A 23,473-nucleotide genomic window follows, 5' to 3' on the forward strand; every position below is an offset into this window, starting at 1 on the left:
CCAGTCGAATCCCACGACACATGTTGCACACTCCCTTGCAAGCTAGGAGACCGGAGTGTACGAAAAAAGTGATGGCACGGATACATCACGCCGATCGGGCCATGGTGGCCGATCAACCCGGCCACCATGGAGGCGTCACAGCCGCCGCTCAACCGAGCGAGCGCACCACCGCCGCCTGTCGTTCATGCCCCCGCGAAGTGACAATCCCAAGGAAGGAAATCACGATCGCCAACCCCAAGGTCGAACTCACCTCCACCCGGTGCTCAGGCGTATACATCATCACCGCCAGCGCCCCGCCAATGAAAATGATCACCGCCCAGGTCAGCCAAGGGAACAGCCACATGCGGAATTTCAGTTCCGCGTTTTCGCGCTCCAGGCGGCGGCGCATGCGCAGCTGGGAGATGGCGATGACCATGTAAACCAGCAGCGCAATGGCGCCGGAGCTGGCCAGCAGGAACTCGAACACACCCTTGGGTGCGAAATAGTTGAGGATGGCGATGGCCGCGCCGATCAGGGTGCTGCCGAACACGGCAGCACGTGGCACGCCGACCTTGGAGGTCTTGTTGAGGAAGGCCGGTGCATCACCGCGCTTGGCCAGTGAGTACATCATCCGCGAAGCGATATAGATCGACGAGTTCATGCAGCTAGTTACGGCCACCAGCACCACCAGGTCGACCATGAAGGCGGCATTGGGGATGTTCATGATTTCCAGCGCACGCTGGTAAGAACCCACCACCGCAAGCTGCGGGTCGTTCCACGGCACGATCGAGATGATCACGAAGATCGACAGGATGTAGAAGGTACTGATACGCCAGATCACCGAGCGCGTGGCCTTGGCGATGTTACGCGACGGGTCGCTGGATTCGGAGGCGGCAATGGTCACCGCTTCGGTGCCGATGAAGCTGAACATCACAGTGATGAATGCGCCGATCACGGCAGACCAGCCGTTGGGCGCAAAGCCGCCGTAGGCGCTCATCAAGCCGCTCAACCCGCTGACTTCGCGGTTGGGCAACCAGCCCATCAGGGCCGCAAAGCCCAAGCCGATGAAACAAAGGATTGCCGTGACTTTGAGAATGGCGAACCAGAACTCGAACTCACCGTACTTGGCCACGCTGAACAGGTTGGTGCACGCCAGTAGCAGTACGGAAGCGAGGGCGAAGATCCAGCTGTCCACCTGTGGGAACCAGGCGTTGAGCACATGCCCGGCGGCCAGTGCTTCGATCGGGATCACCAGCACCCAGAACCACCAGTACAGCCAGCCGATGGTGTAGCCGGCCCAACGGCCGATGGCCTGGTCGGCATAGGTGGAGAACGAACCGGTGTCGGGGTGCGCCACGGCCATTTCGCCGAGCATGCGCATGACCAGCACCACCAGGGTCCCGGCCACGAAGTAAGAAACAATGGTGGCTGGCCCGGCTGCCGCGATGGCGTGCCCGGAGCCGACGAAAAGACCGGCGCCGATGATGCCCGCGATGGACAGCATCGTTACATGACGTGGCTTGAAACCTTGTGCAAGGTTGCCATCAGTTCCCACGGTGTTCATTGATGTTGTTCTCTTTTTGCTGACACAAGGAAGGACGGGCAGGCGTAGGCGAAAATATCTCCTTTGGATTCAATGAGTCGACACCTTGCTGGCGCGCTGTTGTTGATCTTTGGCGCGCGTCACAAAGCAGGGCGTCAGTGCGGTTCGGGGTTCATTTAAGCCGGCTGAGGCTGCAGGAAATTACACGAGAACGCCTCGCAACTGTTCGATCACGACAGCGCTTTTCCATAAACGTCAGATGTCGTGAATGGCATGTCCAGACACGCCTGATGGCCATTTGAGGGTTTTGTTTTTCATCTGGGTATGCGTAACAGGTACAAAAAAGCCCCGGTCTCCCGGGGCCTCTGTTGCTCAGGCGTCTGCCTACGCCTGCCCCGTCCGTTCGAAGCGCCGGGCCAGCAACAGGTAAGCGAAGATCCCCAGCACGCCATGGGCGGCCACGAACCAAAGTGCGTTGTCGAAGGAGCCGGTGCTGGCCACTACGTAGCCGATCACCAGCGGGGTGACGATGCCGGCAATGTTGCCGATGCCGTTGAACACGCCACCGCACAGGCCGACCATTTTCTTCGGTGCCACATCCGACAGCACCGCCCAACCCACCGCTGCCAGGCCCTTGCCGAAGAATGCCAAGGTCATCAGGGCGATTACCGCCGCGTTGCCATCCACGTAATTGGCCAGCACCAAGGTGGTGGACAACGCCATGCCGATCACGAACGGCGTCTTGCGCGCCCTGGACGGGTGCACGCCGCGGCGGATCAGCCAGTCGGACACGAAGCCCCCAAGAATGCCGCCGGTAAAGCCGCAGATGGCCGGCAACGCGGCCACCCAGCCGGCCTCCATGATGGTCATGCCACGGCCCTTGATCAGGTAGATCGGGAACCAGGTGATGAAGAAATAGGTGAGCGCGGTAATGCAGTACTGCCCCAGGTAGACCGCCCACAGGTTGCGGCTGGTGAACAGCTGCGCAAGCTCCGCGCGGGTCGGTTTGCTCTTGGCCGTCTTGCGCTCTTTTTCCAGGTCGACCAGCGCTCCGCCTTCACGCATGTAGTCGAACTCTTCACGGCTCAACCCTGGTGCGCTGTGCGGCTCATGGTAAAGGCGGAACCACACCACGCTCAGCAGCAGGCCGAGCACGCCCATCCAGATGAATACCTGCTCCCAGCTCATCGTGTGGGTCATCCACGCCATCAGCGGCGCGAACACCACCACTGCCATGTACTGCGCCGAGTTGAACAGCGCCGATGCGGTACCGCGCTCGCGGGTGGGGAACCAGCAACTGACGATGCGCGAGTTGGCCGGGAATGCCGGTGACTCCACCAGGCCGAGCATGAAACGCATGGAGAACAACGCCACCGCAGCCGACACACCGGCCAAGCCCAGCCAGCCCACTGTGCCTTGCAGCAGGGTGAACAGCGACCAGAGAATCAGGCTGATGCCATACACGCGGCGTGCACCGAAGCGGTCCAGCAACCAGCCGCCGGGTACCTGGCCGAGGGCGTAGGCCCAGGCGAAGGCAGAGAAGATCATGCCGAGCATGACCGGGTCCAGGCCGAGGTCCTTGAGTACCTCGGTGCCAGTGATCGACAGGGTGGCGCGGTCGGCATAGTTGATGACCGTGATGACAAAGATCAGCGCCAGGACAAGGAAGCGATGGCGGCCGATTGCGGCGACGGCCTGCGGTGCGGCGACGGCGGATTTGCTGTTCATGTGTACCCTCTTGCTTCTCGATGGAAGCGATTGTTCTTGTGCAGAGAAGGTGTGGCCTTGTGGTGTCGCTAGTGGCCCTATCGCCGGAAAGCCGGCGCCTACAGGTACATCACCGGGCTGCAAAGCAGTGGGCTCCCAGTGGAAGCCGGCTTGCCGGCGATAGGGGCTACGCGCAGTTCGGTGGCACCTCGCCGCGGAAACAGGCAGCGAGGTTGTCCAGCACCATTTGCCCCATTTCCAGGCGGGTCTGCAGGGTGGCGCTGCCTCGGTGCGGCTGCAGGCTGACCTGGTTGAGGTCACACAAAGCCGGTGGCACATGGGGTTCATCGACGAACACATCCAGCCCGGCACCGGCAATGCGCCGTTCGCGCAAGGCCTCGACCAGTGCGCCTTCATCCACCAACTTGCCGCGCGCCACGTTGATCAGGTAGCCCTGCGGGCCCAGCGCGTCGAGCACCTCGGCGCTCACCAGCACCTTGCCGCCATCAGCCGAGGCCGCCACCACCAGCACATCCACAGAACGCGCCAGTTCGACCAGGTCAGCGACGAAGCGGTAGCCACAGCCGTGCTGTTCGCGGCGGCCGTTGTAGGCAATGTGCATGTCGAAGGCGGCAGCACGGCGGGCGATGGCCTTGCCGACTTGCCCCAAGCCAACGATGCCCAGCGCACTACCACTGACCTTGCGCGCCAACGGCAGGTTGACCGTGCCCCACAAGCCATCACGCACCAGACGTTCACCTTCGCCCAGGCGGCGCAGTGTGTTGATGATCAACCCCATGGCCATATCGGCCACGTCATCGGTGAGCACCCCCGGTGTCGTGGTGACATGTATGCCGCGCTTCGCCGCGTGGTGCAGGTCGACAGCGTCGGTGCCGATGCCACTGATGGCGATGATCTGCAGCGCGGGCAGTTGATCCATCAGCGCATTGGCCAAGCCTTTGGCGCCACCGGTGACCACCCCACGAATACGAGGGCCGACTTCATCGAGCAGTTGTTGAGGATTGTCATGTCGATACAGCCGATGCACCTGGTAGGCACTGACCAGTTGCGTATCGATGGCATCCGGTACCGGCTGGGTGAGCAGCAGCTCGACGGCTGCGGTGTTGTCGTTGTTCATCGTTGATATCCGGCAACTTCAAAGGTGTGACTCGATGCTAGGCCGGCATGCGATACAGGTCTAATATAGATGGTGGATCGAATAATTCAGGAATTGAATCATGGAGCTGCACCAGCTGCGCTGCTTCGTAGCGGTTGCCGAGGAGCTGCATTTCGGCCGTGCCGCCAGCCGCCTGCACATGACCCAGCCGCCGTTGAGCCGGCAGATCCAGCTGTTGGAGCATTCGCTGGGGGTGCTGCTGCTCGAGCGCAACAACCGCCAGGCGCGGCTCACGCTCGCCGGGCAGAGCTTTCTGGAAGATGCCCGGCGCATACTGCAGATTGCCGAATCGGCCAGCCAGTCGGCCCGGCGCATTGCCCATGGCGAGGCTGGCCGACTGACGCTGGGCTTCACAGCGGTCGGGGCCTACAGCATGATCCCGCGCCTGCTGGTGCACGCCGCCAAGACCGTACCCGACATCGAACTGGTGCTCAGCGAGCGCATCTCCGCAACCCAGGTGCATGACCTGGAGGCTGGGCTGATCGATGTCGGTCTGGTGCGCCAGGTACTGCCCAGCGCGCGCGTGGAGTACCTGCCGATCCACCGCGAGCCCTTCGTCGCTGCCCTGCCCGCCGGCCATGCACTGGCAGCGCGCGAGCGGCTCAAGCCGACCGATTTCGATCAGCAGCCGTTCGTGATGTACAGCGCCAACGAGGGGCGCTACTTCCATGACCGCATCGCCAATCTGTTTGCCCGCCACGAGGTGCAGCCGCGTTATCTGCACCAACTGGGGCAGACGCATTCGATTCTGGGGTTGGTCAATGTCGGGCTGGGCTGTGCGGTGGTGCCGGCATCGGCGCAGGCGCTGCGGCTGGAGCAGGTGGTGTTCAAGCCAATGGTGGGGACGGACCAGCAGGCGGAGATCTTTCTGGCGTATTGCCGGGATAATCCGAACCCAGTGCTGGGCGCGTTTGTGGCGATGGCTCGGGCATTTTTTGAGGCGGGGTAAGGGGGCTGCTGCGCAGCCCAATCGCCAGCAAGCTGGCTCCCACAGGTACCCCGCTGCTCTCAAGCTCAGCGTAAACCCAGGGGGAGCCGGCTTGCCGGCGATAGGGCACCGGGCTTCAACGCACCAGGCAAGGCCGCTTGTTATCGAACGTCCAGCCGGGGATCAGGAACTGCATCGCCACACCGTCATCCCGCGCTCCCAGCCCCATGCTGCGGTAGCACTCATGGGCCTTGGCCAGTTGGTCTTCATCCAGCTCCACCCCCAGCCCTGGGCGCTCTGGCACGCGCACATGGCCGTCGACGATGCGCAGCGGCTCGCGGGTAAGACGCTGGCCGTCCTGCCAGATCCAGTGGGTGTCGATCGCCGTGATCTCACCCGGCGCCGCCGCAGCTACCTGGGTGAACATCGCCAATGAAATATCGAAGTGGTTGTTCGAATGCGAACCCCAGGTCAGGCCCCAGTCGTTGCACATCTGCGCCACCCGTACCGAGCCCTGCAAGGTCCAGAAGTGTGGGTCGGCCAAGGGGATGTCCACCGATTGCAACTGGATCGCATGGCCCATCTGGCGCCAGTCGGTGGCGATCATGTTGGTGGCGGTGGGCAAGCCGGTGGCACGGCGGAACTCGGCCATCACCTCACGGCCCGAATAGCCGTTTTCGGCACCGCACGGGTCTTCGGCGTAGGCCAGCACGTGGTGCTTGTCACGGCACAGGGCAATGGCCTCTTGCAATGACCAGGCGCCATTGGGGTCTAGCGTGATACGCGCTTCGGGGAAGCGCTCGGCCAGCGCCGTCACCGCCTCCATCTCCTCTTCGCCACGCAGCACGCCGCCCTTGAGCTTGAAGTCGCTGAAGCCATAGCGCTGCTTGGCGGCTTCAGCCAGGCGCACCACGGCCTCAGGGGTCAGTGCCTTCTCGTGACGCAGGCGGAACCAGTCATCATCGGCGTCGGCCTCGTTGCGGTAAGCCAGGTCAGTCTGCTGGCGGTCACCGATATAGAACAGGTAGCCGAGCATTTTCACCGCGTCGCGCTGCTGGCCTTCGCCGAGCAGCGCGGCCATGGGCACATTGAGGTGCTGGCCGAGCAAGTCCAGCAGCGCCGATTCGATGGCCGTCACCGCATGCACGGTAATGCGCAGGTCGAAGGTCTGCAGGCCACGCCCGCCAGCATCGCGGTTGGCGAAGGTCTGGCGCATGGCATTGAGCACACGCTGGTAGTGGCCGATCGGCTGGCCGACCACCAGGCTGCGGGCATCTTCCAGGGTCTGGCGGATCTTCTCGCCGCCGGGCACTTCGCCCAGGCCGGTGTTGCCGGCGCTGTCACGCAGCACCACAACGTTACGGGTGAAGAACGGGCCATGGGCGCCACTGAGGTTGAGCAGCATGCTGTCATGGCCGGCTACCGGGATCACGCGCAGGTCGGTGACCACGGGGGTGCTGGTGTGGAGTGCGGGAGTCGTCTGCATGTTCATGGTTGTTGTCTCGCAGTCATCAGTGGGTCTGGCCCAAGGCCGAAGGGGCCTTGAGGTCATTGGAGGGGACGCCCTTTGGGCGAGTGCGCACGAAGAACACCGCAATGGCCGCCAGCACCGAGGTCACGGCCAGGCCGTACAGGCCACCCTGGATCGACCCGGTCTGCTGCTCGAGCAGGCCGAAGGTGGTGGGTGCGACGAAGCCGCCCAGGTTGCCCACCGAGTTGATCAGGGCGATCACCGCCGCAGCGATACGCGCGTCCAGATAGCCTTGGGGGATCGGCCAGAACAGTGACGAAGCCGACTTGAAACCGATGGCGGCAAAGCACACCGCGACAAAGGCGAACACCGGCCCGCCCGTGGTCGACATGAACATGCCGATGGCCGCGATCACCAGGGCAGCAGCCACCCAGGCCTGCTGGAACTTCCAGCGTGAGGAGCCAGCGGCGAAGGCATACATGGCCAGGATCGAGATCAGCCATGGGATGGAGTTGAAGAAGCCGACCTGCAGGTCGCTCAGGTCACCCATGCGTTTGATGATGCTAGGCAACCAGAAGGTCGCAGCGTAGATGGTCAGCTGGATGCAGAAGTAGATCAGGCAGAACAGCACGATCTGGCGGTCCTTGAGCAGGCTCCAGGACGATACCTTGACGGCGCCGGTGGCTTCGCGCTCACGTTGCTCGCGGTCGATGGTATCGACCAGCGCATCCTGCTCGGCCTTGCTCAGCCACTTGGCGTCGTGCGGTTTGGAGTCGAGCCAGAAGAACACGAAGAAGCACAGCGTGACCGAGGCCATGCCCTCGATGAACAACATCCACTGCCAGCCATGCATGCCCAGGCCCTGGATCTGCATCAGCGCGCCGGCCAGGGGGCCGGAGATCAGCGAGGCCAGCGCCGAGCCGCTGAGGAAGATGGCAATCGCCTTGCCGCGTTCGGCACCTGGCAGCCAGCGGGTGAAGTAGTAGATCACCCCAGGGAAGAAGCCGGCCTCGGCAACACCGAGCAAAAAGCGCAGCACGTAGAACTGGGTTTCGTTCTGCACGAAGGCCATGGCCGTGGCCACCAGCCCCCAGGTGAACATGATGCGGGTCAGCCACAGGCGGGCGCCGACGCGCTGCAACAGCATGTTCGAGGGCACTTCGAACAGCGCATAGCCGATGAAGAACAACCCGGCACCAAAACCATAGGCCGCAGCGCTGATACCCAGGTCGCTTTCCAGGTGTGGCCGGACGAAGCCGATGTTGACGCGGTCGAGGTAGTTGACGATGAACATGATCACGAACAGCGGCAGGACGTGGCGCTTGACCTTGGCCACGGCGCTGGCCAGCACGTCGCCGCCGTTACGGGCAGACGGATCGAGGGTGTCGTTCACTTGTGTATCTCCCACTAATTGTTTTTGTGCGGGTCGAGGTGGTCTGACATGACAGTGGGCAGAGCATATGCGCGGCGAAGTTGTACGACAAGATGGCGATTGTCGTTAAAAACACAAAATACAAGCTTATAGATCGTATAAAAGCGGCGATAAAGCTAATAAGTTCACTTTTCAGGTTGCCCGGCGCTGCGAAAAAACAGGCAGAAAATATTTTTATCGACTAACTTGTCGTACAAGCTAACTCGCCAACCGGAGCGGCCCATGCCCCAGCAGCCCCGCAAAACAGGCCACAGCCGTGCCCACGACCTGGTCTCCAGCCTGACCCAGCAGATCCTGCTGGGCACCATCAAGCCGGGCGACAAACTGCCGTCGGAAAACACCCTGGTGCGCGAGCACGGTGTCAGCCGCACCGTGGTGCGTGAAGCCCTGTCGAAACTGCAGGCCTCCGGCCTGGTAGAACCGCGCCACGGGATTGGTACCTTCGTGATGGCGCGCCCGGCGCAGGCCGGGTTACGGGTGGGAGTGGAGAATGCCGCAAGCGTGCGCGACCTGCTGGAACTGCGCATCGGCCTCGAAGGCCAGGCAGCCGCCCTCGCCGCCGTGCGCCGCAACGAACACCACCTGGCACGCATGCGCCAGGCGCTGGACGATTATCAGGACCTCGCCGCCGCCGGTGACAGTTGCATCGAAGCGGACCGCCGCTTTCACCTGCTGATCGCCGAGGCCACCGGCAACCTGTACTTCAGCGAGATGATGGCGCAGCTGGGCAATGGCCTGATTCCACGCAACCGCATGGCCATCGCAGAACGCGCCGGGGCCAACCTGGCCCGGCATGCCTACCTGGCCAACCTGGAGCATGAGGCGATTCTCAATGCCATTGGCCGGCAGGACCCGGATGCGGCGCGGGCGGCGATCTGCCTGCATCTGTCCAACAGCCGGGACCGCTTGTTGCCGGACTGAGGCTGGCGATTACCAGGTCAGGCAGATCTTGCCGAAATGCCGGTTGCTCTCCTGGTAGCGGAACGCTTCGACGATCTGCTCCAGTTCGAAATGCTTGTCCACCACAGGCAGCAAGCCGTTGGCGTCGATCGCCCGGACCATCGCCTGCTGCTGCGCGCGGCTACCCACCAGCACACCCTGCAGCCGGATCTGCCGAACCAGCGCCTGAACCAGCGGCAACTGCCCGGCGACACCGGTAAGGATGCCGATCAATGACACATGGCCACCGATCCGTGCGGCAATCATCGACTGCTCCAGCGTCGCCGGCCCGCCTACCTCGATCACATGATCGACGCCACGGTTGCCGGTGAGTTCACGCACCTTCTCGCCCCAGGCCGGGGTGCTCTTGTAGTTGATCAGGTGATCGGCGCCCAGGGCCTTGAGGCGTTCGAGCTTGGCATCGCTGGACGAGGTGGCGATTACCGTGGCGCCTGCCAGTTTGGCGAACTGCAGGGCGAAGATCGACACGCCGCCGGTGCCCTGTACCAGTACGGTGTCACCGGGCTTGAGGTGATCGTCGCTCATCAGCGCACGCCAGGCCGTGAGGCCGGCGGTCGTCAGGGTGGCGGCCTCGGCGTGGCTGTAGCCCTTGGGCGCCAAGGTGAAGGAGGTGGCGCGGGCGGTGACCCGTTCACGCGCGTAACCATCGATGCCATCGCCCGGCACGCTGGCGAAGCCTTCGACCAATGCCTGGCCATCGAGCCAGTCCGGGAAGAAGGTGCTGACCACGCTGTCGCCTACCTTGAACTCACTGACGCCCGCCCCGACAGCAGTCACTTCGCCGGCGCCATCGGCCATGGGAATGCGCCGCTCGCTCGGCCCCCACATGCCGCTGACCACGGCAAAGTCGTGGTAGTTGAGGGAGCTGGCGTGCAGGCGTACGGTGATCTCGCCGGGCTTGGGCGCAGCAGCCTCGCAGGTGCCGACTTCGACCTTGTCGTAGCCGCCGCCGGGTTGCACGTAGATGGCTTTATGGGTCATGGCTGGTTCTCCATTTGGGGAAAAGACTGGGGGTGAGCATAGACAGTAACGGCCCTATCGCCGGCAAGCTGGCTCCCACAGGTGCTCGGGCAGCCTTGAGCAGCGGTGATCAACTTGCCGGCGGCAGGGCAAGCGCAGGCTACCGAAAACTCAGCCCAGCAACGCCCGCAAAGCCCGGCAGTCCACCGCATGCCAGTCCACCAGTTCCGGCCATGGGTTATCCGGCAGGTTCACCAGCACTGTGCGCGCCCCGGCCGCTCGGCCGCAATCCAGGTCGAAGCGGTAGTCACCCACCATCACCAGTTCGCTCGGCGCCACACCCCAGGCACTGGCGATCTTCAGCAGGCCATCGGGGTTGGGCTTGGGCGCCGCCTCGTCACGACCGAGCACGTGCTCGACGGCAAAGCAATCCGCCAGGCCGATCGCCTCCAGCGTGACATGCGCCAGCTCACGCGCATTACGGGTAAGGATGCCCAACCGGCAGCCACGCCCGGCCAGCTCCCGCACCAGCTCCACAGCACCGGTAGCTGCAGTCGAGGCAACCGCCAGGTCGCGCTCGTGCTCCAGCAGCCAGGCATGCTTGGCGGCCGCTTGTGCTGCAGGCAATGCCGCCAGGTGGGTGAGGATGTCGTCCTCGGGCGGAATCTCCAGTGCCTCACGAATGGCGGCAAAATCATGCACTGCCACGGTGAGGGTGCCGTCCATGTCGAACACCCAGTTGCGGATATCGGCCAGGCTCATGCCCAGTCCTTGCGGTGACGGATCAAGCCTTCCTGCGAAGACGACGCCACCAGCTGCCCCGCACGGTTGTAGATACTGCCCCGGCAGAAACCACGGGCATTGCCGGCCCATGGGCTGTCGGTGGCGTACAGCAGCCACTCATCGGCGCGCAGGTTGCCGTGGAACCACAACGAGTGGTCGAGGCTGGCGATCTGCATGTCGCGCTGCCACACCGATTTGCCGTGGGGCAGCAGCGAGGTGGTCAGCAGGCCGAAGTCCGAGGCATAGGCCAGCAGGTACTTGTGCAGCGCGGGCACGTCCGGCAGGGTGCCGTCGGCGCGGAACCAAGTGTACTTCACCGGGTCGCCGGGCTTGGGGTTGAACGGGTCACGCTCGGTGACCGGGCGTATCTCGATCGGTTTGGCACACAGCACCTTGTCACGAATGCGCTCAGGCAGGTGATCGGCCATGGCGCGGGCCAGTTCGACCTCGCTCGGCAGGTTCTCCGGCCCGACCACATCAGGCATCTGCGCCTGATGCTCGAAACCTTCCTCGTCGTACTGGAACGACGCACTGCAAGTGAAAATGGTCTGGCCCTTCTGGATGGCCGTCACGCGCCGGGTACTGAAGCTGCCGCCATCGCGCACACGGTCGACCGAATAGACCACCGGCAGGCTGGCATCGCCCGGGCGCAGGAAGTAGCCGTGCAGCGAATGCACATGGCGCGCGTCTTCGACCGTCTGGCTGGCCGCCGACAGTGACTGGCCCAGCACCTGGCCACCGTACAGCTGGCGGAAGCCCAGGTCCTGGCTGCGTCCACGGAACAGGTTCTCCTCGATCGATTCGAGGCTCAACAGGTCGACCAGGTCGTCCAACACATGACTCATCGGGGGTTCTCCTAGCAAGGCATCACAGCTCTACGGCGCTTTCATGAAGGCAAATGATACAGGGTTTGTCATCGGCACCGCGCATGACCGCTCATTCAGCGCGCAAGGTCTGCTCCCAGCGGGGCCGGTCGATGCGGTACAGCACGTGGGGCCGCAGCGGGTGCCCGGCGGGCAGGCGCGGGTGCTCGAAACTGCCTTGCAGGTCCTGCTCCATGCCGATGGCCTGCATGACCTTCTGCGACGGCAGGTTGGCCTCGGTAGTGAACGACACCACCTCCTCCAGGCGCAATTGGGCGAAAGCACAACGCAGGCAGGTCCACGCCGCCTCGCTGGCAAAGCCCAGGCCCCAGTGCCGCCGGGCAAGGCGCCAGCCGATTTCCACGGCCGGCGCGAACGGCGCATCGAAGTTGACGTTGAGCAGGCCGGTCATGCCGATGAAGGCGCCGCTGTCCTTGCGTTCCAGGGCCCACAGGCCGAAGCCGTATTCGTTGAAATGGCCGCGGATCCTGCCGATCAGTGCCGCCGCCTCCAGCCGCGTCATGGGGGCAGGAAAGTAACGCATCACCTGCGGGTCGGCGCTCATGGCGGCGAACTCGCGCAGGTCGTCGTCATGCCATTGGCGCAACACCAGGCGGGCGCTTTCCAGTTCAAGGATGGGGGTCATGGGGCGTGCTCCGGTTTTGCCGTGCTACAGGTTCAGCGTAGGCGCGGCGCAGTACTTTTACCCACAACCCAACAACTGGCAAGATCAGCACTGGCCCCGATTGCGAACCCACCATGCCGTTGCCGCTGATCTACCACGATGACTACAGCCCGGAGTTCCCACCCGAGCATCGTTTCCCCATGGACAAGTTCCGCTTGCTGCGCGACCACCTGGTCGAGAGCGGGCTGACCACCGACCAGGCTTTGCTGCGCCCGCAAATCTGCCCCAACGACATCCTCGCCCTGGCCCACGACCGCGACTACATCGCGCGCTACATGCACGGCGAGCTGTCGCGCGAGGACCAGCGCCGCCTGGGCTTGCCCTGGAGCGAGGCCTTGGCGCGGCGCACCGTGCGTGCGGTGGGCGGCTCGCTGCTGGCTGCCGAAATGGCGCTGCAGCACGGCCTGGCCTGCCACCTGGCCGGCGGTACCCACCACGCCCACTATGACCACCCAGCCGGTTTCTGCATCTTCAACGACCTGGCCGTGATCAGCCGCTACCTGCTCGAAGCCGGGCGGGTGCACCGGGTGCTGATCTTCGATTGCGACGTGCACCAGGGCGATGGCACCGCGCGCATCCTGCAGGACACCCCGGACGCCATCACCGTATCGTTGCACTGCGAACAGAACTTCCCGGCGCGCAAGGCCCACAGCGACTGGGACATTCCGCTGCCGCGGGGCATGGGTGACGCCGCCTACCTGAAAGTGGTGGAAGATGCGCTCAACTACCTGTTGCCGCTGTATCAACCCGACCTGGTGCTGTACGACGCCGGTGTGGACGTACATAAGGACGATGCCCTCGGCTACCTGCAACTGACCGATGCCGGCTTGGCTGCGCGCGACGAGCATGTCATGCGCCACTGCCTGGGGCGGGATATCCCGGTGGTCGGCGTGATCGGCGGCGGCTACAGCAAGGACAGGGAAGCCCTGGCGCGGCGCCACGGCATCCTCCACCACAGCGCGGCGAAGGTCATCAGTTGTTCACAATGACTGTGGAACCGCCTGTGGATAACCTGCTGGAAAGCCGCTACAGCCCTTTACCACCGTGCCCTGCAGCATACTGATCATTTTTTGCTCAGTGCTTGCATGGCCCCTGCTGCGTTAGAATGCGCGGTCTTTTCCACAGCCTGCTGACCACCATGTCCGATCTACGCCCCGCATCCCCTCCCCTGGCTGTCGTCATCGGCGCCGGCCCCGCCGGCCTGATGGCCGCCGAAGCCCTGGCCCAGGCGGGCCTGGCAGTGCAGGTGTTCGACGCCATGCCGTCGGTGGGCCGCAAGTTTCTGCTGGCGGGCGTCGGCGGCATGAACATTACCCATTCCGAGCCCTATCCCCAGTTCGTGGCGCGCTATGCCGAACGCGAAAGCGAGATAAAGCGGCTGCTGGGCGACTTCGATGCCGATGCCCTGCGCCAGTGGATTCACGGCTTGGGCATCGAAACCTTCGTGGGCACTTCGGGCCGAGTCTTCCCGACCGACATGAAAGCCGCGCCGTTGCTGCGCGCCTGGCTCAAACGCCTGCGCGACAGCGGCGTGGTTATCCACACCCGCCATCGCTGGCTGGGCTGGCACGCCGACGGCGCCTTGCAAATCGCTTATCCACAGGGCGAACTGCAGGTAAAGGCTGATGTTGTTGTGTTGGCCTTGGGGGGCGGCAGTTGGGCCAGGCTGGGCTCCGACGGCGCCTGGCAACCTGTGCTGGCCGAACGGGCTGTGGATATCTCCCCCTTGCAAGCGAGCAACTGCGGGTTTGAAGTCGCAGGCTGGAGTGCGCTGCTCAAGGACAAGTTCGCCGGCGCGCCACTGAAGAACATCGCCCTGGGCATGCCAGGCACGGCAACGCGCAAAGGTGAGTTCATCCTTACCGCCCAGGGTGTCGAGGGCAGCCTGGTGTATGCCTGGTCTGCACCGTTGCGCGAGGCCATCAACCGCGACGGCCAGGCAACGCTGCTGCTCGACCTGCTGCCGGACAAGCCTGTGGACAAGATTGCCCAGGCCCTGGCCAAGCCGCGTGGTTCGCGGTCGATGGCCAAGCACCTGCACAGCCAACTGGGCATCGACGGGGCGAAGGCGGCACTGCTGCGTGAACTGACGGATCAGGCGACGTTTGCCGATATGGCCGCGCTAGCACGGGCGATCAAGGCGCTGCCGATCACGCTGGTACGCACCCGGCCGCTGGACGAGGCGATCAGCAGTGCCGGTGGCGTGCGCTTCGAGGGGCTGGATGAGGGGTTGATGCTCAAGGGCATGCCCGGGGTGTTCTGTGCCGGCGAGATGCTGGACTGGGAGGCGCCGACAGGGGGGTATCTATTGACGGCGTGCTTTGCCAGCGGGTTGCGGGCCGGGCGGGCGGCGGCGGATTGGCTGGCGCGGTCTTCCTGACAGGATGCGGGGGCCGCTTTGCGACCCTTTCGCGACCGCCCGAGCGGCCTCGTGTCGCGAAAGGGCTGCAAAGCAGCCCCAAAACCTCAAGGCTTGCGCTTCTTCGGCCCGGTATTGAAGCTGGGCACTTTGCGCACCGACTTGACCGGAGCCTCGTCGCCACTGTCCATCCAGCGCCCCAGCCCGCGCTTGGCACTGTTCTCTTTCGGCTTCTTGGGCTTTTTCGGCTTCTTGATCACCTGGCCACTGGCATCGGTCATCGGCACCCGGTGATCGGGGATGAAGTCCGGTTCTTCATGGCGCGGCAAGGTCTGGCGAATCAGCGTCTCGATCGTGGCCAACTGCTGAACTTCATCCGCGCACACCAGCGAGATCGCCTCGCCTTTATTGCCGGCACGGCCCGTGCGACCAATACGGTGCACATAATCCTCGGCCACGATCGGCAGGTCGAGGTTGACCACCAACGGCAGGTCGTCGATGTCCAGGCCGCGGGCGGCAACGTCGGTGGCGACCAGTACCTGGATCTCACGGGCCTTGAAGCTGTCCAGCGCGCGCTGGCGCGTGGCTTGCGGGCGGTCACCGTGAATGCCATCGGCGTTCACGCCCTCGCCCAGCAGCCGCTCGACCAACTGGTCTACGCCATTGCGAGTCTTGGCAAACACCAGTACCTGCTTCCAGCGCTGCTTGCGCAGCAGGTGGCAGAACAGGTCGACCTTGCGCTTCTTGTCCACCGGCACCAGCCACTGCTTGACCGTGGTGGCAGCCGCGTTGCGCGGGCTGACCTCGATGCTCAGCGGGTCATTGAGCGCCAGCCCTGCCAGCATGCGGATCTGGTCGGAGAAAGTAGCGGAAAACAGCAGCGTCTGGCGCTTGCGCGGCAGGGCCGCGTATACCGACTGCAGCTCTTCGGCAAAACCCAGGTCGAGCATGCGGTCGGCTTCGTCGAGCACCAGGGTCTGCACCTGGTTGAACTTCACCGCGTTCTGGCGGAACAGGTCGAGCAAGCGCCCCGGGGTGGCCACCAGCAGGTCGACGCCACGACGCAGGCGCATCATTTGCGGGTTGATGCTGACCCCGCCATACACCGCGTACGTGCTGAGCGGCAGGTTTTCGGCGTATTCGCGCACGTTGTTGTGCACCTGCTCGGCCAATTCGCGGGTCGGTACCAACACCAGCGCACGGATCGAGTTGCTGGCGACCTTTTCCCCTTCCAGGGCAAGGCGCTGCAGCACAGGCAGCGCAAAACCGGCAGTCTTGCCGGTGCCGGTCTGGGCTGCGGCCATCAGGTCGCGGCCGGCCAGCACGGCGGGGATGGCCTGGGCCTGAACCGGGGTCGGGGTGGTGTAGTCCAGCTGCTGCAGGGTACGCAGCAACGGTTCGATCAGGCCGAGTTTGGCGAAATTCATGGCAATACCGTCAGGGGGTTCAGCGAAGGCGGCAAGTTTACCGCAACACCCCGGCCTACTTGCAGGTTTCGCCCTCGAGCGATGCAGTGGGCTGCGCCGGCCTGCGCCACTGCGGCAGGCCGATCAGCACCACGGCACTGATGATCACCGCCATCGCCAGGCATTCCTCTGCGCCGATCTGCTCGCCGGCAAAGACGATACCAAGCAACACTGCAACCGCCGGGTTGACATAGGCGTAGCTGGTGGCCGCCGCCGGGCGCACATGCTTGAGCAGGTACATGTAGGCGCTGAATGCCAGGATCGAGCCGAACAAGACCAGATAAGCCAATGCGCCCCAGCCTGCCGCAGTGGGCATCTGAGTCAGGCGCTCACCCGACAGGGCGCTGCCCAGCAGCAATACCGCACCACCGACCAGCATCTCGGCCGCACTGGCCATGGGGCCTTGGGGTAACGGCAGGCTCTTGCTCCAGACCGACCCGAACGCCCACGCGGCAGCCGCAAACAGGATCAGCGCCGCACCGATGGGGCTGGCCTGCAGGTTAGAGCCGAGGTTGAGCAGGCCGATGCCAACCAGCCCAAGGAAGATGCCCGCCCACTCCAGGCGCGAATTGCGATGGCCGAACAGCAGACCAAACACCAAGGTAAACAGCGGCACCGTAGCCACCGCCAGCGCAGCGACGCCAGAGGCAACGCCAGCATGCTCTGCAACCGTCACGCCACCATTGCCGCAACTGAGCAGCAGAAAACCGACAGCCCCTGCTGCACGCCATTGCGGCCAGGTCGGTGCCGGCACCCCGCGCCAGCGCAAAAACCCATAGAGCAGGCCGCCGGCGATAAGGAATCGCACCCCGGCCATCAGCATCGGCGGCCAGGACTCCACACCGATGCGAATGAACAGGTAGGTCGAGCCCCAGACCAGGTACAAGGCCAGAAAGGCACCAATCAGCAATAACGGGAAGCGGCGGGAGGCAGGCATGGCAAAACTCGAAATCCGTTTACGGGGAAATGAGTTTAGGGAGCCTCGCCGCCAAGATTAAGTTACAAAACCGGATTAATTGGGCGGCACAATTTGCGTAATGGCTGGGTATCCGGCGCAATGGCAATCAAGCGCCGCCGAGCCTCAATGCTTCAACAACAGACGCCCTTCGATCGGCACATAGCGGCTGGCCGCTCGGATCAGCGACATGGCGGTCAACCCCGGCACACCGTAGACCACCGCCTCGGCGCCATGACGCTGTATCACCCGCTCCAGCAGCAGGTCGAAATCACCATCGCCCGAAGCCAGTACTACCTGATCGACACGGCTGGCTGCATCGATCACATCCAGGGTTATCCCCACATCCCAGTCACCTTTGGCCGAACCATCGCTGCGCTGGATGAACGGCTTGAGGCGCACATCGAAACCAAGGTTGCGCAGGATCTGCTGGAACTGCTGCTGTTTGCTGTCCCCACGGTCGATGGCATACGCCACGGCCTCGACGATCTCACCCTCGCGGCTGACTTCAGACCACAGCGCGGTGTAGTTGAAGTGACAGCCATGGGCCTGGCGCACGGTGTAGTAGAGGTTCTGCACATCGGCGAACAGTGCGATTTTCTTCACTACATACCCTCGGCTGAAGGGGCGCAATGCGCCCCCGAAAATGCCAGCAGTATGCCAGACCGATCAGACGAAGGTGTCGTCGTCCGAGAAGAAGCCGCCATCATCGCTGCCATAATCGCTGTCAGCGAAACCACCCTGGTCAGCGCCCCAGCCACCATTGTCGGCCACCTGCGGCTGCGCGCCCTCGTCGTTCCAGCCAGCGGTATCACTGGCCGGGGCCGGTTCTTCCTTGATCACCTCAACCACCTCTTCCGGCTGCGAGTGGTGGTTGAACAGGCTGCTGATGCCTTGTGCCAGCAACACACCACCGGCCACACCGGCAGCGGTCTGCATTGCGCCGCCCAGGAAGCTGCTGGCACCACCCCGACCCGGCGCGGCGCCGAAACCAGGTTGCGCCGCCTGCGGCTGGGAGAAGCCCGGGGCACTCGGCTCACGCCAACCGCCTGCCGACGCGACCGGCGTGGCAGGCCGCTGGGGCTGCTGTGATGGTTGGGCAGGCTGCGCATTACGCCCACTGGCGCCAAAGATGCTGGAGAGGAAGCCACCACTGCTGGTGCTGCTGGTGCGGGAAGCCTCGACCTGGGCACGAGCCTGTTTGAGCTCTGCTTCCAGTTGCTTGTTCTGTTCGTCCAGGCGCTTGAGCGCAGCCTCCTGTACCAAAATTGCCTGGGCCATGTAGTAAGGCGCCGCCGGCTGTTCGCGCAGGTGTTCCTCGATGCGCGCCTGGGCCTGTGCATCACGCGGCTGGCTGGGGTCTTCGGCTTGTTTGATGCGGCCAAACAGGCCATCGATCAGGGTTTGTTCTTCAGTGTTCATGGGCTACCTCGTGGGAAGCGGGACATCGGACGTGTCAAAGATGGGGCGCGCAGGCGGCGGATTCAATCACTGGCCTGGTGAAACTTTTTTCAGCAATTGACTGCTCTGGGCTAAAGTTAGGCCCCTGCTTTTACTGCCATGCGATGTTGACCGATGAATCCGCTGAGCGTTTTGCGCGACTCCCTCTACTTCTTCCGCCGCCACCTGGCAAACATCATCCCGCTGTGCTTGCCGCTGGTCGTACTCGAAGCCCTGATAACCCAACTGTTGTACCAGCAGTTGGGCGACCAGGCATCACCGGCCTACAGCATGCTGGTGAGCCTGCTGTTCTACCCGCTCTACAGTGCAGCGCTGATTCTTTATCTCGACACCCGCAGCAACGGCCAGGACATCCCCAAACGCAACCTGTTCGCCCGCGCCATGCAGCTATGGCCGCAGCTGGCGCTGCTGATCATGATCAGCTCGCTACTGATCATGGCGGGGCTGGCGCTGCTGGTCTTCCCGGGGGTATGGATCATGATCAACCTGGTGTTCGCCGAGTATCTGCTGGTGCTGCGCGGCCTGCCGGTGGTGCAGTCGATGCGCGAAAGCGCACGCATGACCACCGGGCACTTCATGCGCATCATGCTCTGCGTACTTGCCGTGCTCGCACCGATCTGGCTGATCGACGGGCTGCTGCTGATCGCCTTCCCCGAGCCTGCCCCCGCCCTGGAGCTGGCCATGGCCAGCCTGCTCGGCTTCCTGCAGTTGTTCAGCACCGTGGTGCTGTATCGCCTGTTCATGCTGCTGGAGAGCAAGAACGACGCCTGAACTGCCTCCCAGTCAGGTACCGCGCGGTTTGGCCCGCGCGGTGGCCTCCGCCACCAGCGGGTCGTCCGGCCAGTAATGCTTGGGGTATCTACCCTTGAGGTCCTTCTTCACCTCTGCATAGGTGGTGCGCCAGAAGTTGGCCAAGTCCTGCGTCACCTGCACTGGCCGCCGCGCTGGCGACAGCAGGTGCAGCTTGACCTGCTGGCGACCTTGGGCGATGCGCGGCGTGTCAGCCAGGCCGAACAGCTCTTGCAGGCGCACGGCGAGGATCGGCGGGTTTTCACTGTAGTCGAGGCGGATACTGGAGCCCGACGGCACAGCCAGGTGCGCTGGCGCCCATTCGTCCAGGCGCTGGGGCAGCGGCCAGGGCAACAGATTACGCAAGATCGAAGGCAGGTCCAGGGCGGCGAAATGGCTCAGCCGGGACACTTTGCCCAGATAAGGCTGCAGCCAGTGTTCCAGGCTGGCCAGCAGCGCCTCATCGCCCAGGTCGGGCCACTCGCTGTGGCCGTCTTTTTCCAGGTCAAGCTGGCGCAACAGCGCTATCCGCGCCTGCCACTGGCGTAGCTCTGGCGTCCAGCTCAGCAGGTTCAGGCCTTTGCGCCGCACCAGGCCGAGCAGTGCCTGGGCGCGGGCGTCATCATCCAGCCCAGGCAACGGTTCACGGCTGAGTACCAGTTCGCCGACCTTGGTCTGACGCTCGGCACGCAACACCTGCTCGCGCTCGTCCCAGTCGAGAATGTCGACGCGCTCGACCTGTTCGGCCAGCACATCGTCGAGCAGCGCCGGGTCGAACTCGGCAGCCAGGTAAATCCGCTCTTCCCGCTGCCCCTGGCGGCTGCCCAGGTCGGCGATGACCAACCACGGGCATTTCATCAGCGCATCGGCCTCGGCGAACAAAGCGGCACGGCCGTTGGCCAGGCGGTACTCGGCCCCGCCTTCGCGACGCTGCTGGGCAACCCGGTCGGGATAGGCCAACGCCAGCAGGGCGCCGAGCCAGCGTGGATGCTCAGGATCGGCAACCGCCGCACCGGCCTTGCCGCGCAACAGCCCCCGATACTGGCGGGCCAACTGCCGGGCACGCTGCACACCGCCCTGGCCGCCACGGCTGGCCTTGCTGTCACCGCTGATCAGCGCCAGCCGGTCATGCAGGTCGGCGCCACCTGCGCGCTGGATGTCGCGCTCGCCCAACAAGGCGGCAACATCGCAAGCCATCGCGGCCAAGCCCAGGTCCTGGCCGCGCAGCAGCAGGTGAGCGATTCGCGGGTGAGCCGGAAGCTCGGCCATGGCCTGGCCGTCTTCACTGAGGTTGTCGCGGCTGCCCAGCTTGAAAGCGCCAAGCCGCGCCAGCAGGTCCCGCGCCTGGGAAAATGCCGCCGCTGGAGGCTGGTCCAGCCAACGCAACTGGTCAGGCGTAACACCCCATCGGCCAAGTTGCAGCGCCAGGCCAGCAAGGTCTGCCTGGAGGATTTCGGCACTGCCATGCGCTGCCAGCTGGTCGTGCTGCGCCTCTGACCACAAGCGGTAGCACACGCCCGGCTCCAGGCGCCCGGCACGGCCAGCCCGCTGGGTGGCGCTGGCACGGGAGATGCGCTGGGTGTCCAGGCGCGTCATGCCGCTGCCGGGGTCGAAACGCGGTACCCGGGCAAGGCCGGCATCGATGACCACGCGCACGCCGTCGATGGTCAGGCTGGTCTCGGCGATGTTTGTGGCCAGCACGACCTTGCGCAGGCCCTGGGGCGCCGGATCGATGGCGGCACGCTGGGCATTGAGGTCGAGTTCGCCATGCAAGGGGCACAGCAGAATGCCCGGGCGCTCGGCCAATGATTCCTGCAAACGTTGGTGAACCCTGCGGATCTCAGCCTGGCCTGGGAGGAACACCAGCACACTGCCGGGTTGATCGGCCAAGGCCTGCAGCACACTGTCCACCACCCGTGGCTCGATGAATTCCCCAGGCTGGAACGGCCGGCCCCAACGAATATCAACCGGGTACATGCGGCCTTCGCTGCTGATCACCGGCGCGTCGTCGAGCAGCCGGGACAGGCGCTCGCCCTCCAGGGTTGCGGACATCAGCAAAATTTTCAGCGGCGGGTCGTCGCGCAGCAGCTCCCGGCCATTGAGACTCAGCGCCAGGGCCAGGTCGGCATCCAGGCTGCGCTCGTGAAACTCGTCGAAGATCAGCAGCCCTACTCCCTCCAGCGCAGGGTCTGCCTGCAACCGGCGGGTCAGGATGCCTTCGGTGACTACTTCGATACGGGTATTGGGCCCGACCTTGCTGTCCAAACGAATGCGGTAACCCACGGTTTCGCCGACTTTTTCGCCCAGCTCGCTGGCCAGCCGTTCGGCCGCCGCACGCGCCGCCAACCTGCGCGGCTCCAGCATCACGATGGTCTGCCCGGCCAGCCAGGGTTCATTCAACAGTGCCAGCGGTACACGGGTGGTCTTGCCTGCGCCGGGCGGCGCCTCGAGCACCGCTTCGTGACGGTTTTCCAAGGCATGGCGTAAAGCCGGCAGGGCAGCATCGATCGGTAAGGAAATCATGGTGGTCCTCGAACAGTCTGGCGAGTATAACGGCGAACCCAGCCTGCTCTATCATGGTCTTAGCATCAGGTGCCGGCGTATCGCCCCACCTTGAGGCAACTTTCTTCGGAGATTCAAATGCGCATCCCATCCCGCGTCATCGGTGGCGCCCTCATCGCCACCTTGCTGACCCAGCTGACGGCCTGCGGCACGCTGTTCTACCCCGAACGCCGCGGGCAGATCGAGGGCAAGGTCGACCCGGTAATCGTCGCCCTCGATGCCATCGGTATTCTGTTCTACGTGATCCCTGGCCTGATTGCCTTTGGCGTCGACTTCGCCACCGGCGCCATCTACTACCCTGGGGGCACCACGGCACAAGTAGCGCCAGAGAAACTGCGCGAGGCCATCAAGCCCGATGGCAAGGTCGACAACCTCAAGCTGCAGGCCATTCTCGAAAGCGAACTGGGCCAGCGCCTGCCGCTGGACGACCCGCGGTTGATCCAGCATCGCGGCAGCGTCGAGCAACTGGCAGCGTTCGGCCTGGTGCCGACAGCCTGAAACCTGCAAGGAAACCACCCTCGGCATGATCACCTCGGCTGAACACCAGCGCCTGCTACGCCTGGCCACCCGCGCGTCGCTCGCGGTGGCCAGCATCCTCGTGCTGAGCAAGGCCGTGGCCTGGTGGCTGAGTGGCTCGGTCAGCCTGCTGGCCGGGCTGACCGATTCGGCGCTGGACGCGGTCGCCTCGTTCCTCAACCTGCTCGCAGTGCACTATGCGCTACGCCCGGCTGATGATGACCATCGCTTCGGCCACGGCAAGGCAGAAGCCTTGGCAGGCATGGCCCAGGCAGTGTTCATCGGCGTGAGTGCGGTACTGATCGGGGTTCAGGCCGCCGAGCGCCTGCAATCGCCACAGCCCTTGGGTGATACTGCAATCGGTATCGGCGTGATGCTGCTGTCGCTGGTGCTGACGCTGGCCTTGCTGGCGCTGCAACGCAAGGTGGTACGTGTGACAGGCTCAACGGCGGTGCGTGCCGACTCGCTGCATTATCGCTCTGACCTGCTGCTAAATGGCAGCATCCTGCTGGCCTTGCTGCTGGCGCGCTACGGCTGGCCGCAGCTGGATGCGCTGTTTGGCCTGGGTATCGCGCTGTACATCCTGTGGAGTGCACTGCAGATCGCCCGGGAAAGCACGGCAATCCTGATGGACAAGGAACTGCCCGGCGACATCGGCGAGGGCATGGTCGAACTGGTGCTGGGCATCGCCGGGGTCAAAGGTGTGCATGACCTGCGCACCAGGGTGTCGGGCAATCAGTGGTTCGTGCAACTGCATCTGGAGCTGCCGGGGCAGTTGCCGTTGCACGAAGCACATGCCCTGTGCGTCCAGGCCTCTGAAGTCATCCGCCAGCGTTATCCACAGGCCGATGTGATGGTGCATGCCGACCCCGTCTGA

Annotated in this window: 21 protein-coding genes; 7 read left to right on the forward strand and 14 right to left on the reverse strand. The window is 64.1% G+C overall.

Annotation, left to right across the window (positions count from 1 at the left end):
- Nucleotides 1-148: 148 nt before the first annotated feature.
- From gabP to ACEWE8_RS04205, 3 genes are all read right to left on the reverse strand, one after another.
- Nucleotides 149-1,543 (reverse strand): GABA permease, encoded by a 1,395-nt coding sequence (gene gabP, locus ACEWE8_RS04195; protein ID WP_046785159.1) that lies wholly within the window; start codon nucleotides 1,541-1,543, stop codon nucleotides 149-151.
- 363 nt (nucleotides 1,544-1,906) lie between these two features.
- A complete protein-coding gene (locus ACEWE8_RS04200; protein WP_046785158.1) occupies nucleotides 1,907-3,250 on the reverse strand; it encodes an MFS transporter in 1,344 nt (447 codons plus the stop codon).
- A gap of 166 nt (nucleotides 3,251-3,416) precedes the next feature.
- Nucleotides 3,417-4,367 carry a 2-hydroxyacid dehydrogenase gene (locus ACEWE8_RS04205; RefSeq protein ID WP_046785157.1) on the reverse strand — a complete coding sequence of 317 codons (951 nt, stop codon included), beginning with the start codon at nucleotides 4,365-4,367 and terminating at the stop codon, nucleotides 3,417-3,419.
- 100 nt (nucleotides 4,368-4,467) lie between these two features.
- On the opposite strand from ACEWE8_RS04205, the gene ACEWE8_RS04210 reads away from it, so the two are divergent.
- Nucleotides 4,468-5,355, forward strand: coding sequence for a LysR substrate-binding domain-containing protein (locus tag ACEWE8_RS04210; RefSeq protein ID WP_080952079.1), 888 nt, complete (start codon nucleotides 4,468-4,470; stop codon nucleotides 5,353-5,355).
- A gap of 115 nt (nucleotides 5,356-5,470) precedes the next feature.
- On the opposite strand, the gene gudD is transcribed toward ACEWE8_RS04210, so the two are convergent.
- Both gudD and ACEWE8_RS04220 read right to left on the reverse strand, forming a co-directional pair.
- Nucleotides 5,471-6,826 (reverse strand): glucarate dehydratase, encoded by a 1,356-nt coding sequence (gene gudD, locus ACEWE8_RS04215; protein ID WP_012312599.1) that lies wholly within the window; start codon nucleotides 6,824-6,826, stop codon nucleotides 5,471-5,473.
- A gap of 19 nt (nucleotides 6,827-6,845) precedes the next feature.
- Nucleotides 6,846-8,198: an MFS transporter gene (locus ACEWE8_RS04220; protein ID WP_046785155.1), complete on the reverse strand. Its 1,353-nt coding sequence runs from the start codon at nucleotides 8,196-8,198 to the stop codon at nucleotides 6,846-6,848.
- 261 nt (nucleotides 8,199-8,459) lie between these two features.
- Here ACEWE8_RS04220 and ACEWE8_RS04225 point away from each other — a divergent pair, with 261 nt between their 5' ends.
- Complete coding sequence (locus tag ACEWE8_RS04225) at nucleotides 8,460-9,158, forward strand: FadR/GntR family transcriptional regulator (protein WP_046785154.1); 699 nt, start codon at nucleotides 8,460-8,462, stop codon at nucleotides 9,156-9,158.
- Nucleotides 9,159-9,167: 9 nt separating this feature from the next.
- Here ACEWE8_RS04225 and ACEWE8_RS04230 read toward each other — a convergent pair whose 3' ends face one another.
- The 4 genes from ACEWE8_RS04230 to ACEWE8_RS04245 all read right to left on the reverse strand — a co-directional run bounded on the left by ACEWE8_RS04230 (nucleotide 9,168) and on the right by ACEWE8_RS04245 (nucleotide 12,449).
- Nucleotides 9,168-10,178 carry an NAD(P)-dependent alcohol dehydrogenase gene (locus ACEWE8_RS04230; protein WP_367903689.1) on the reverse strand — a complete coding sequence of 337 codons (1,011 nt, stop codon included), beginning with the start codon at nucleotides 10,176-10,178 and terminating at the stop codon, nucleotides 9,168-9,170.
- Nucleotides 10,179-10,328: 150 nt separating this feature from the next.
- The gene (locus ACEWE8_RS04235) at nucleotides 10,329-10,919 is read right to left on the reverse strand and encodes an HAD family hydrolase (protein WP_012312595.1); all 591 of its coding nucleotides are present in this window, start codon (nucleotides 10,917-10,919) and stop codon (nucleotides 10,329-10,331) included.
- On the reverse strand, nucleotides 10,916-11,785 hold the full coding sequence (gene tesB / locus ACEWE8_RS04240; protein ID WP_012312594.1) for an acyl-CoA thioesterase II: 870 nt from the start codon (nucleotides 11,783-11,785) through the stop codon (nucleotides 10,916-10,918). Before tesB ends, ACEWE8_RS04235 begins: the two co-directional genes overlap by 4 nt.
- 91 nt (nucleotides 11,786-11,876) lie before the next feature.
- On the reverse strand, nucleotides 11,877-12,449 hold the full coding sequence (locus ACEWE8_RS04245; protein ID WP_046785152.1) for a GNAT family N-acetyltransferase: 573 nt from the start codon (nucleotides 12,447-12,449) through the stop codon (nucleotides 11,877-11,879).
- Between the two features lie 113 nt (nucleotides 12,450-12,562).
- On the opposite strand from ACEWE8_RS04245, the gene ACEWE8_RS04250 reads away from it, so the two are divergent.
- Both ACEWE8_RS04250 and ACEWE8_RS04255 read left to right on the forward strand, forming a co-directional pair.
- The gene (locus ACEWE8_RS04250; RefSeq protein ID WP_046785151.1) at nucleotides 12,563-13,477 is read left to right on the forward strand and encodes a histone deacetylase; all 915 of its coding nucleotides are present in this window, start codon (nucleotides 12,563-12,565) and stop codon (nucleotides 13,475-13,477) included.
- Nucleotides 13,478-13,626: 149 nt separating this feature from the next.
- A complete protein-coding gene (locus ACEWE8_RS04255; RefSeq protein ID WP_367903688.1) occupies nucleotides 13,627-14,868 on the forward strand; it encodes a TIGR03862 family flavoprotein in 1,242 nt (413 codons plus the stop codon).
- 86 nt (nucleotides 14,869-14,954) lie between these two features.
- Here ACEWE8_RS04255 and ACEWE8_RS04260 read toward each other — a convergent pair whose 3' ends face one another.
- The 4 genes from ACEWE8_RS04260 to ACEWE8_RS04275 all read right to left on the reverse strand — a co-directional run bounded on the left by ACEWE8_RS04260 (nucleotide 14,955) and on the right by ACEWE8_RS04275 (nucleotide 18,690).
- Nucleotides 14,955-16,274, reverse strand: coding sequence for a DEAD/DEAH box helicase (locus ACEWE8_RS04260; protein ID WP_012312590.1), 1,320 nt, complete (start codon nucleotides 16,272-16,274; stop codon nucleotides 14,955-14,957).
- A gap of 55 nt (nucleotides 16,275-16,329) precedes the next feature.
- Complete coding sequence (gene yedA / locus ACEWE8_RS04265; protein WP_046785150.1) at nucleotides 16,330-17,250, reverse strand: drug/metabolite exporter YedA; 921 nt, start codon at nucleotides 17,248-17,250, stop codon at nucleotides 16,330-16,332.
- Nucleotides 17,251-17,394: 144 nt separating this feature from the next.
- The gene (locus tag ACEWE8_RS04270) at nucleotides 17,395-17,874 is read right to left on the reverse strand and encodes an NYN domain-containing protein (RefSeq protein WP_012312588.1); all 480 of its coding nucleotides are present in this window, start codon (nucleotides 17,872-17,874) and stop codon (nucleotides 17,395-17,397) included.
- Between the two features lie 63 nt (nucleotides 17,875-17,937).
- Entirely contained in the window at nucleotides 17,938-18,690 is a 753-nt protein-coding gene (locus tag ACEWE8_RS04275; RefSeq protein WP_046785149.1) for a DUF2076 domain-containing protein, read from the reverse strand.
- Nucleotides 18,691-18,843: 153 nt separating this feature from the next.
- On the opposite strand from ACEWE8_RS04275, the gene ACEWE8_RS04280 reads away from it, so the two are divergent.
- Nucleotides 18,844-19,500: a YciC family protein gene (locus tag ACEWE8_RS04280; protein WP_046785148.1), complete on the forward strand. Its 657-nt coding sequence runs from the start codon at nucleotides 18,844-18,846 to the stop codon at nucleotides 19,498-19,500.
- 12 nt (nucleotides 19,501-19,512) lie between these two features.
- On the opposite strand, the gene hrpB is transcribed toward ACEWE8_RS04280, so the two are convergent.
- On the reverse strand, nucleotides 19,513-22,041 hold the full coding sequence (gene hrpB / locus ACEWE8_RS04285; protein WP_046785147.1) for an ATP-dependent helicase HrpB: 2,529 nt from the start codon (nucleotides 22,039-22,041) through the stop codon (nucleotides 19,513-19,515).
- A 117-nt stretch (nucleotides 22,042-22,158) separates the two neighbouring features.
- Between hrpB and ACEWE8_RS04290 the strand changes: the two genes are divergently transcribed.
- Both ACEWE8_RS04290 and ACEWE8_RS04295 read left to right on the forward strand, forming a co-directional pair.
- Nucleotides 22,159-22,578: a hypothetical protein gene (locus ACEWE8_RS04290; protein ID WP_012312583.1), complete on the forward strand. Its 420-nt coding sequence runs from the start codon at nucleotides 22,159-22,161 to the stop codon at nucleotides 22,576-22,578.
- Between the two features lie 25 nt (nucleotides 22,579-22,603).
- Nucleotides 22,604-23,473, forward strand: a complete 870-nt coding sequence (locus tag ACEWE8_RS04295) for a cation diffusion facilitator family transporter (RefSeq protein WP_012312582.1) — start codon at nucleotides 22,604-22,606, stop codon at nucleotides 23,471-23,473.

It is taken from the genome of Pseudomonas sp. TR47 (assembly GCF_044143025.1).
Classification (GTDB): Bacteria; Pseudomonadota; Gammaproteobacteria; order Pseudomonadales; family Pseudomonadaceae; genus Aquipseudomonas; species Aquipseudomonas putida_E.

Bases quoted from the DNA above. Each gene is read 5' to 3' on its own strand.
- tesB (WP_012312594.1), bottom strand. From the start codon at position 11,785: ATGAGTCATGTGTTGGACGACCTGGTCGACCTGTTGAGCCTCGAATCG.
- ACEWE8_RS04225 (WP_046785154.1), top strand. From the start codon at position 8,460: ATGCCCCAGCAGCCCCGCAAAACAGGCCACAGCCGTGCCCACGACCTG.
- hrpB (WP_046785147.1), bottom strand. From the start codon at position 22,041: ATGATTTCCTTACCGATCGATGCTGCCCTGCCGGCTTTACGCCATGCC.
- ACEWE8_RS04235 (WP_012312595.1), bottom strand. From the start codon at position 10,919: ATGAGCCTGGCCGATATCCGCAACTGGGTGTTCGACATGGACGGCACC.
- ACEWE8_RS04275 (WP_046785149.1), bottom strand. From the start codon at position 18,690: ATGAACACTGAAGAACAAACCCTGATCGATGGCCTGTTTGGCCGCATC.
- ACEWE8_RS04210 (WP_080952079.1), top strand. From the start codon at position 4,468: ATGGAGCTGCACCAGCTGCGCTGCTTCGTAGCGGTTGCCGAGGAGCTG.
- ACEWE8_RS04295 (WP_012312582.1), top strand. From the start codon at position 22,604: ATGATCACCTCGGCTGAACACCAGCGCCTGCTACGCCTGGCCACCCGC.
- gudD (WP_012312599.1), bottom strand. From the start codon at position 6,826: ATGAACATGCAGACGACTCCCGCACTCCACACCAGCACCCCCGTGGTC.
- ACEWE8_RS04230 (WP_367903689.1), bottom strand. From the start codon at position 10,178: ATGACCCATAAAGCCATCTACGTGCAACCCGGCGGCGGCTACGACAAG.
- yedA (WP_046785150.1), bottom strand. From the start codon at position 17,250: ATGCCTGCCTCCCGCCGCTTCCCGTTATTGCTGATTGGTGCCTTTCTG.
- ACEWE8_RS04200 (WP_046785158.1), bottom strand. From the start codon at position 3,250: ATGAACAGCAAATCCGCCGTCGCCGCACCGCAGGCCGTCGCCGCAATC.
- ACEWE8_RS04255 (WP_367903688.1), top strand. From the start codon at position 13,627: ATGTCCGATCTACGCCCCGCATCCCCTCCCCTGGCTGTCGTCATCGGC.
- ACEWE8_RS04245 (WP_046785152.1), bottom strand. From the start codon at position 12,449: ATGACCCCCATCCTTGAACTGGAAAGCGCCCGCCTGGTGTTGCGCCAA.
- ACEWE8_RS04205 (WP_046785157.1), bottom strand. From the start codon at position 4,367: ATGAACAACGACAACACCGCAGCCGTCGAGCTGCTGCTCACCCAGCCG.
- ACEWE8_RS04290 (WP_012312583.1), top strand. From the start codon at position 22,159: ATGCGCATCCCATCCCGCGTCATCGGTGGCGCCCTCATCGCCACCTTG.
- ACEWE8_RS04250 (WP_046785151.1), top strand. From the start codon at position 12,563: ATGCCGTTGCCGCTGATCTACCACGATGACTACAGCCCGGAGTTCCCA.
- gabP (WP_046785159.1), bottom strand. From the start codon at position 1,543: ATGAACACCGTGGGAACTGATGGCAACCTTGCACAAGGTTTCAAGCCA.
- ACEWE8_RS04260 (WP_012312590.1), bottom strand. From the start codon at position 16,274: ATGAATTTCGCCAAACTCGGCCTGATCGAACCGTTGCTGCGTACCCTG.
- ACEWE8_RS04280 (WP_046785148.1), top strand. From the start codon at position 18,844: ATGAATCCGCTGAGCGTTTTGCGCGACTCCCTCTACTTCTTCCGCCGC.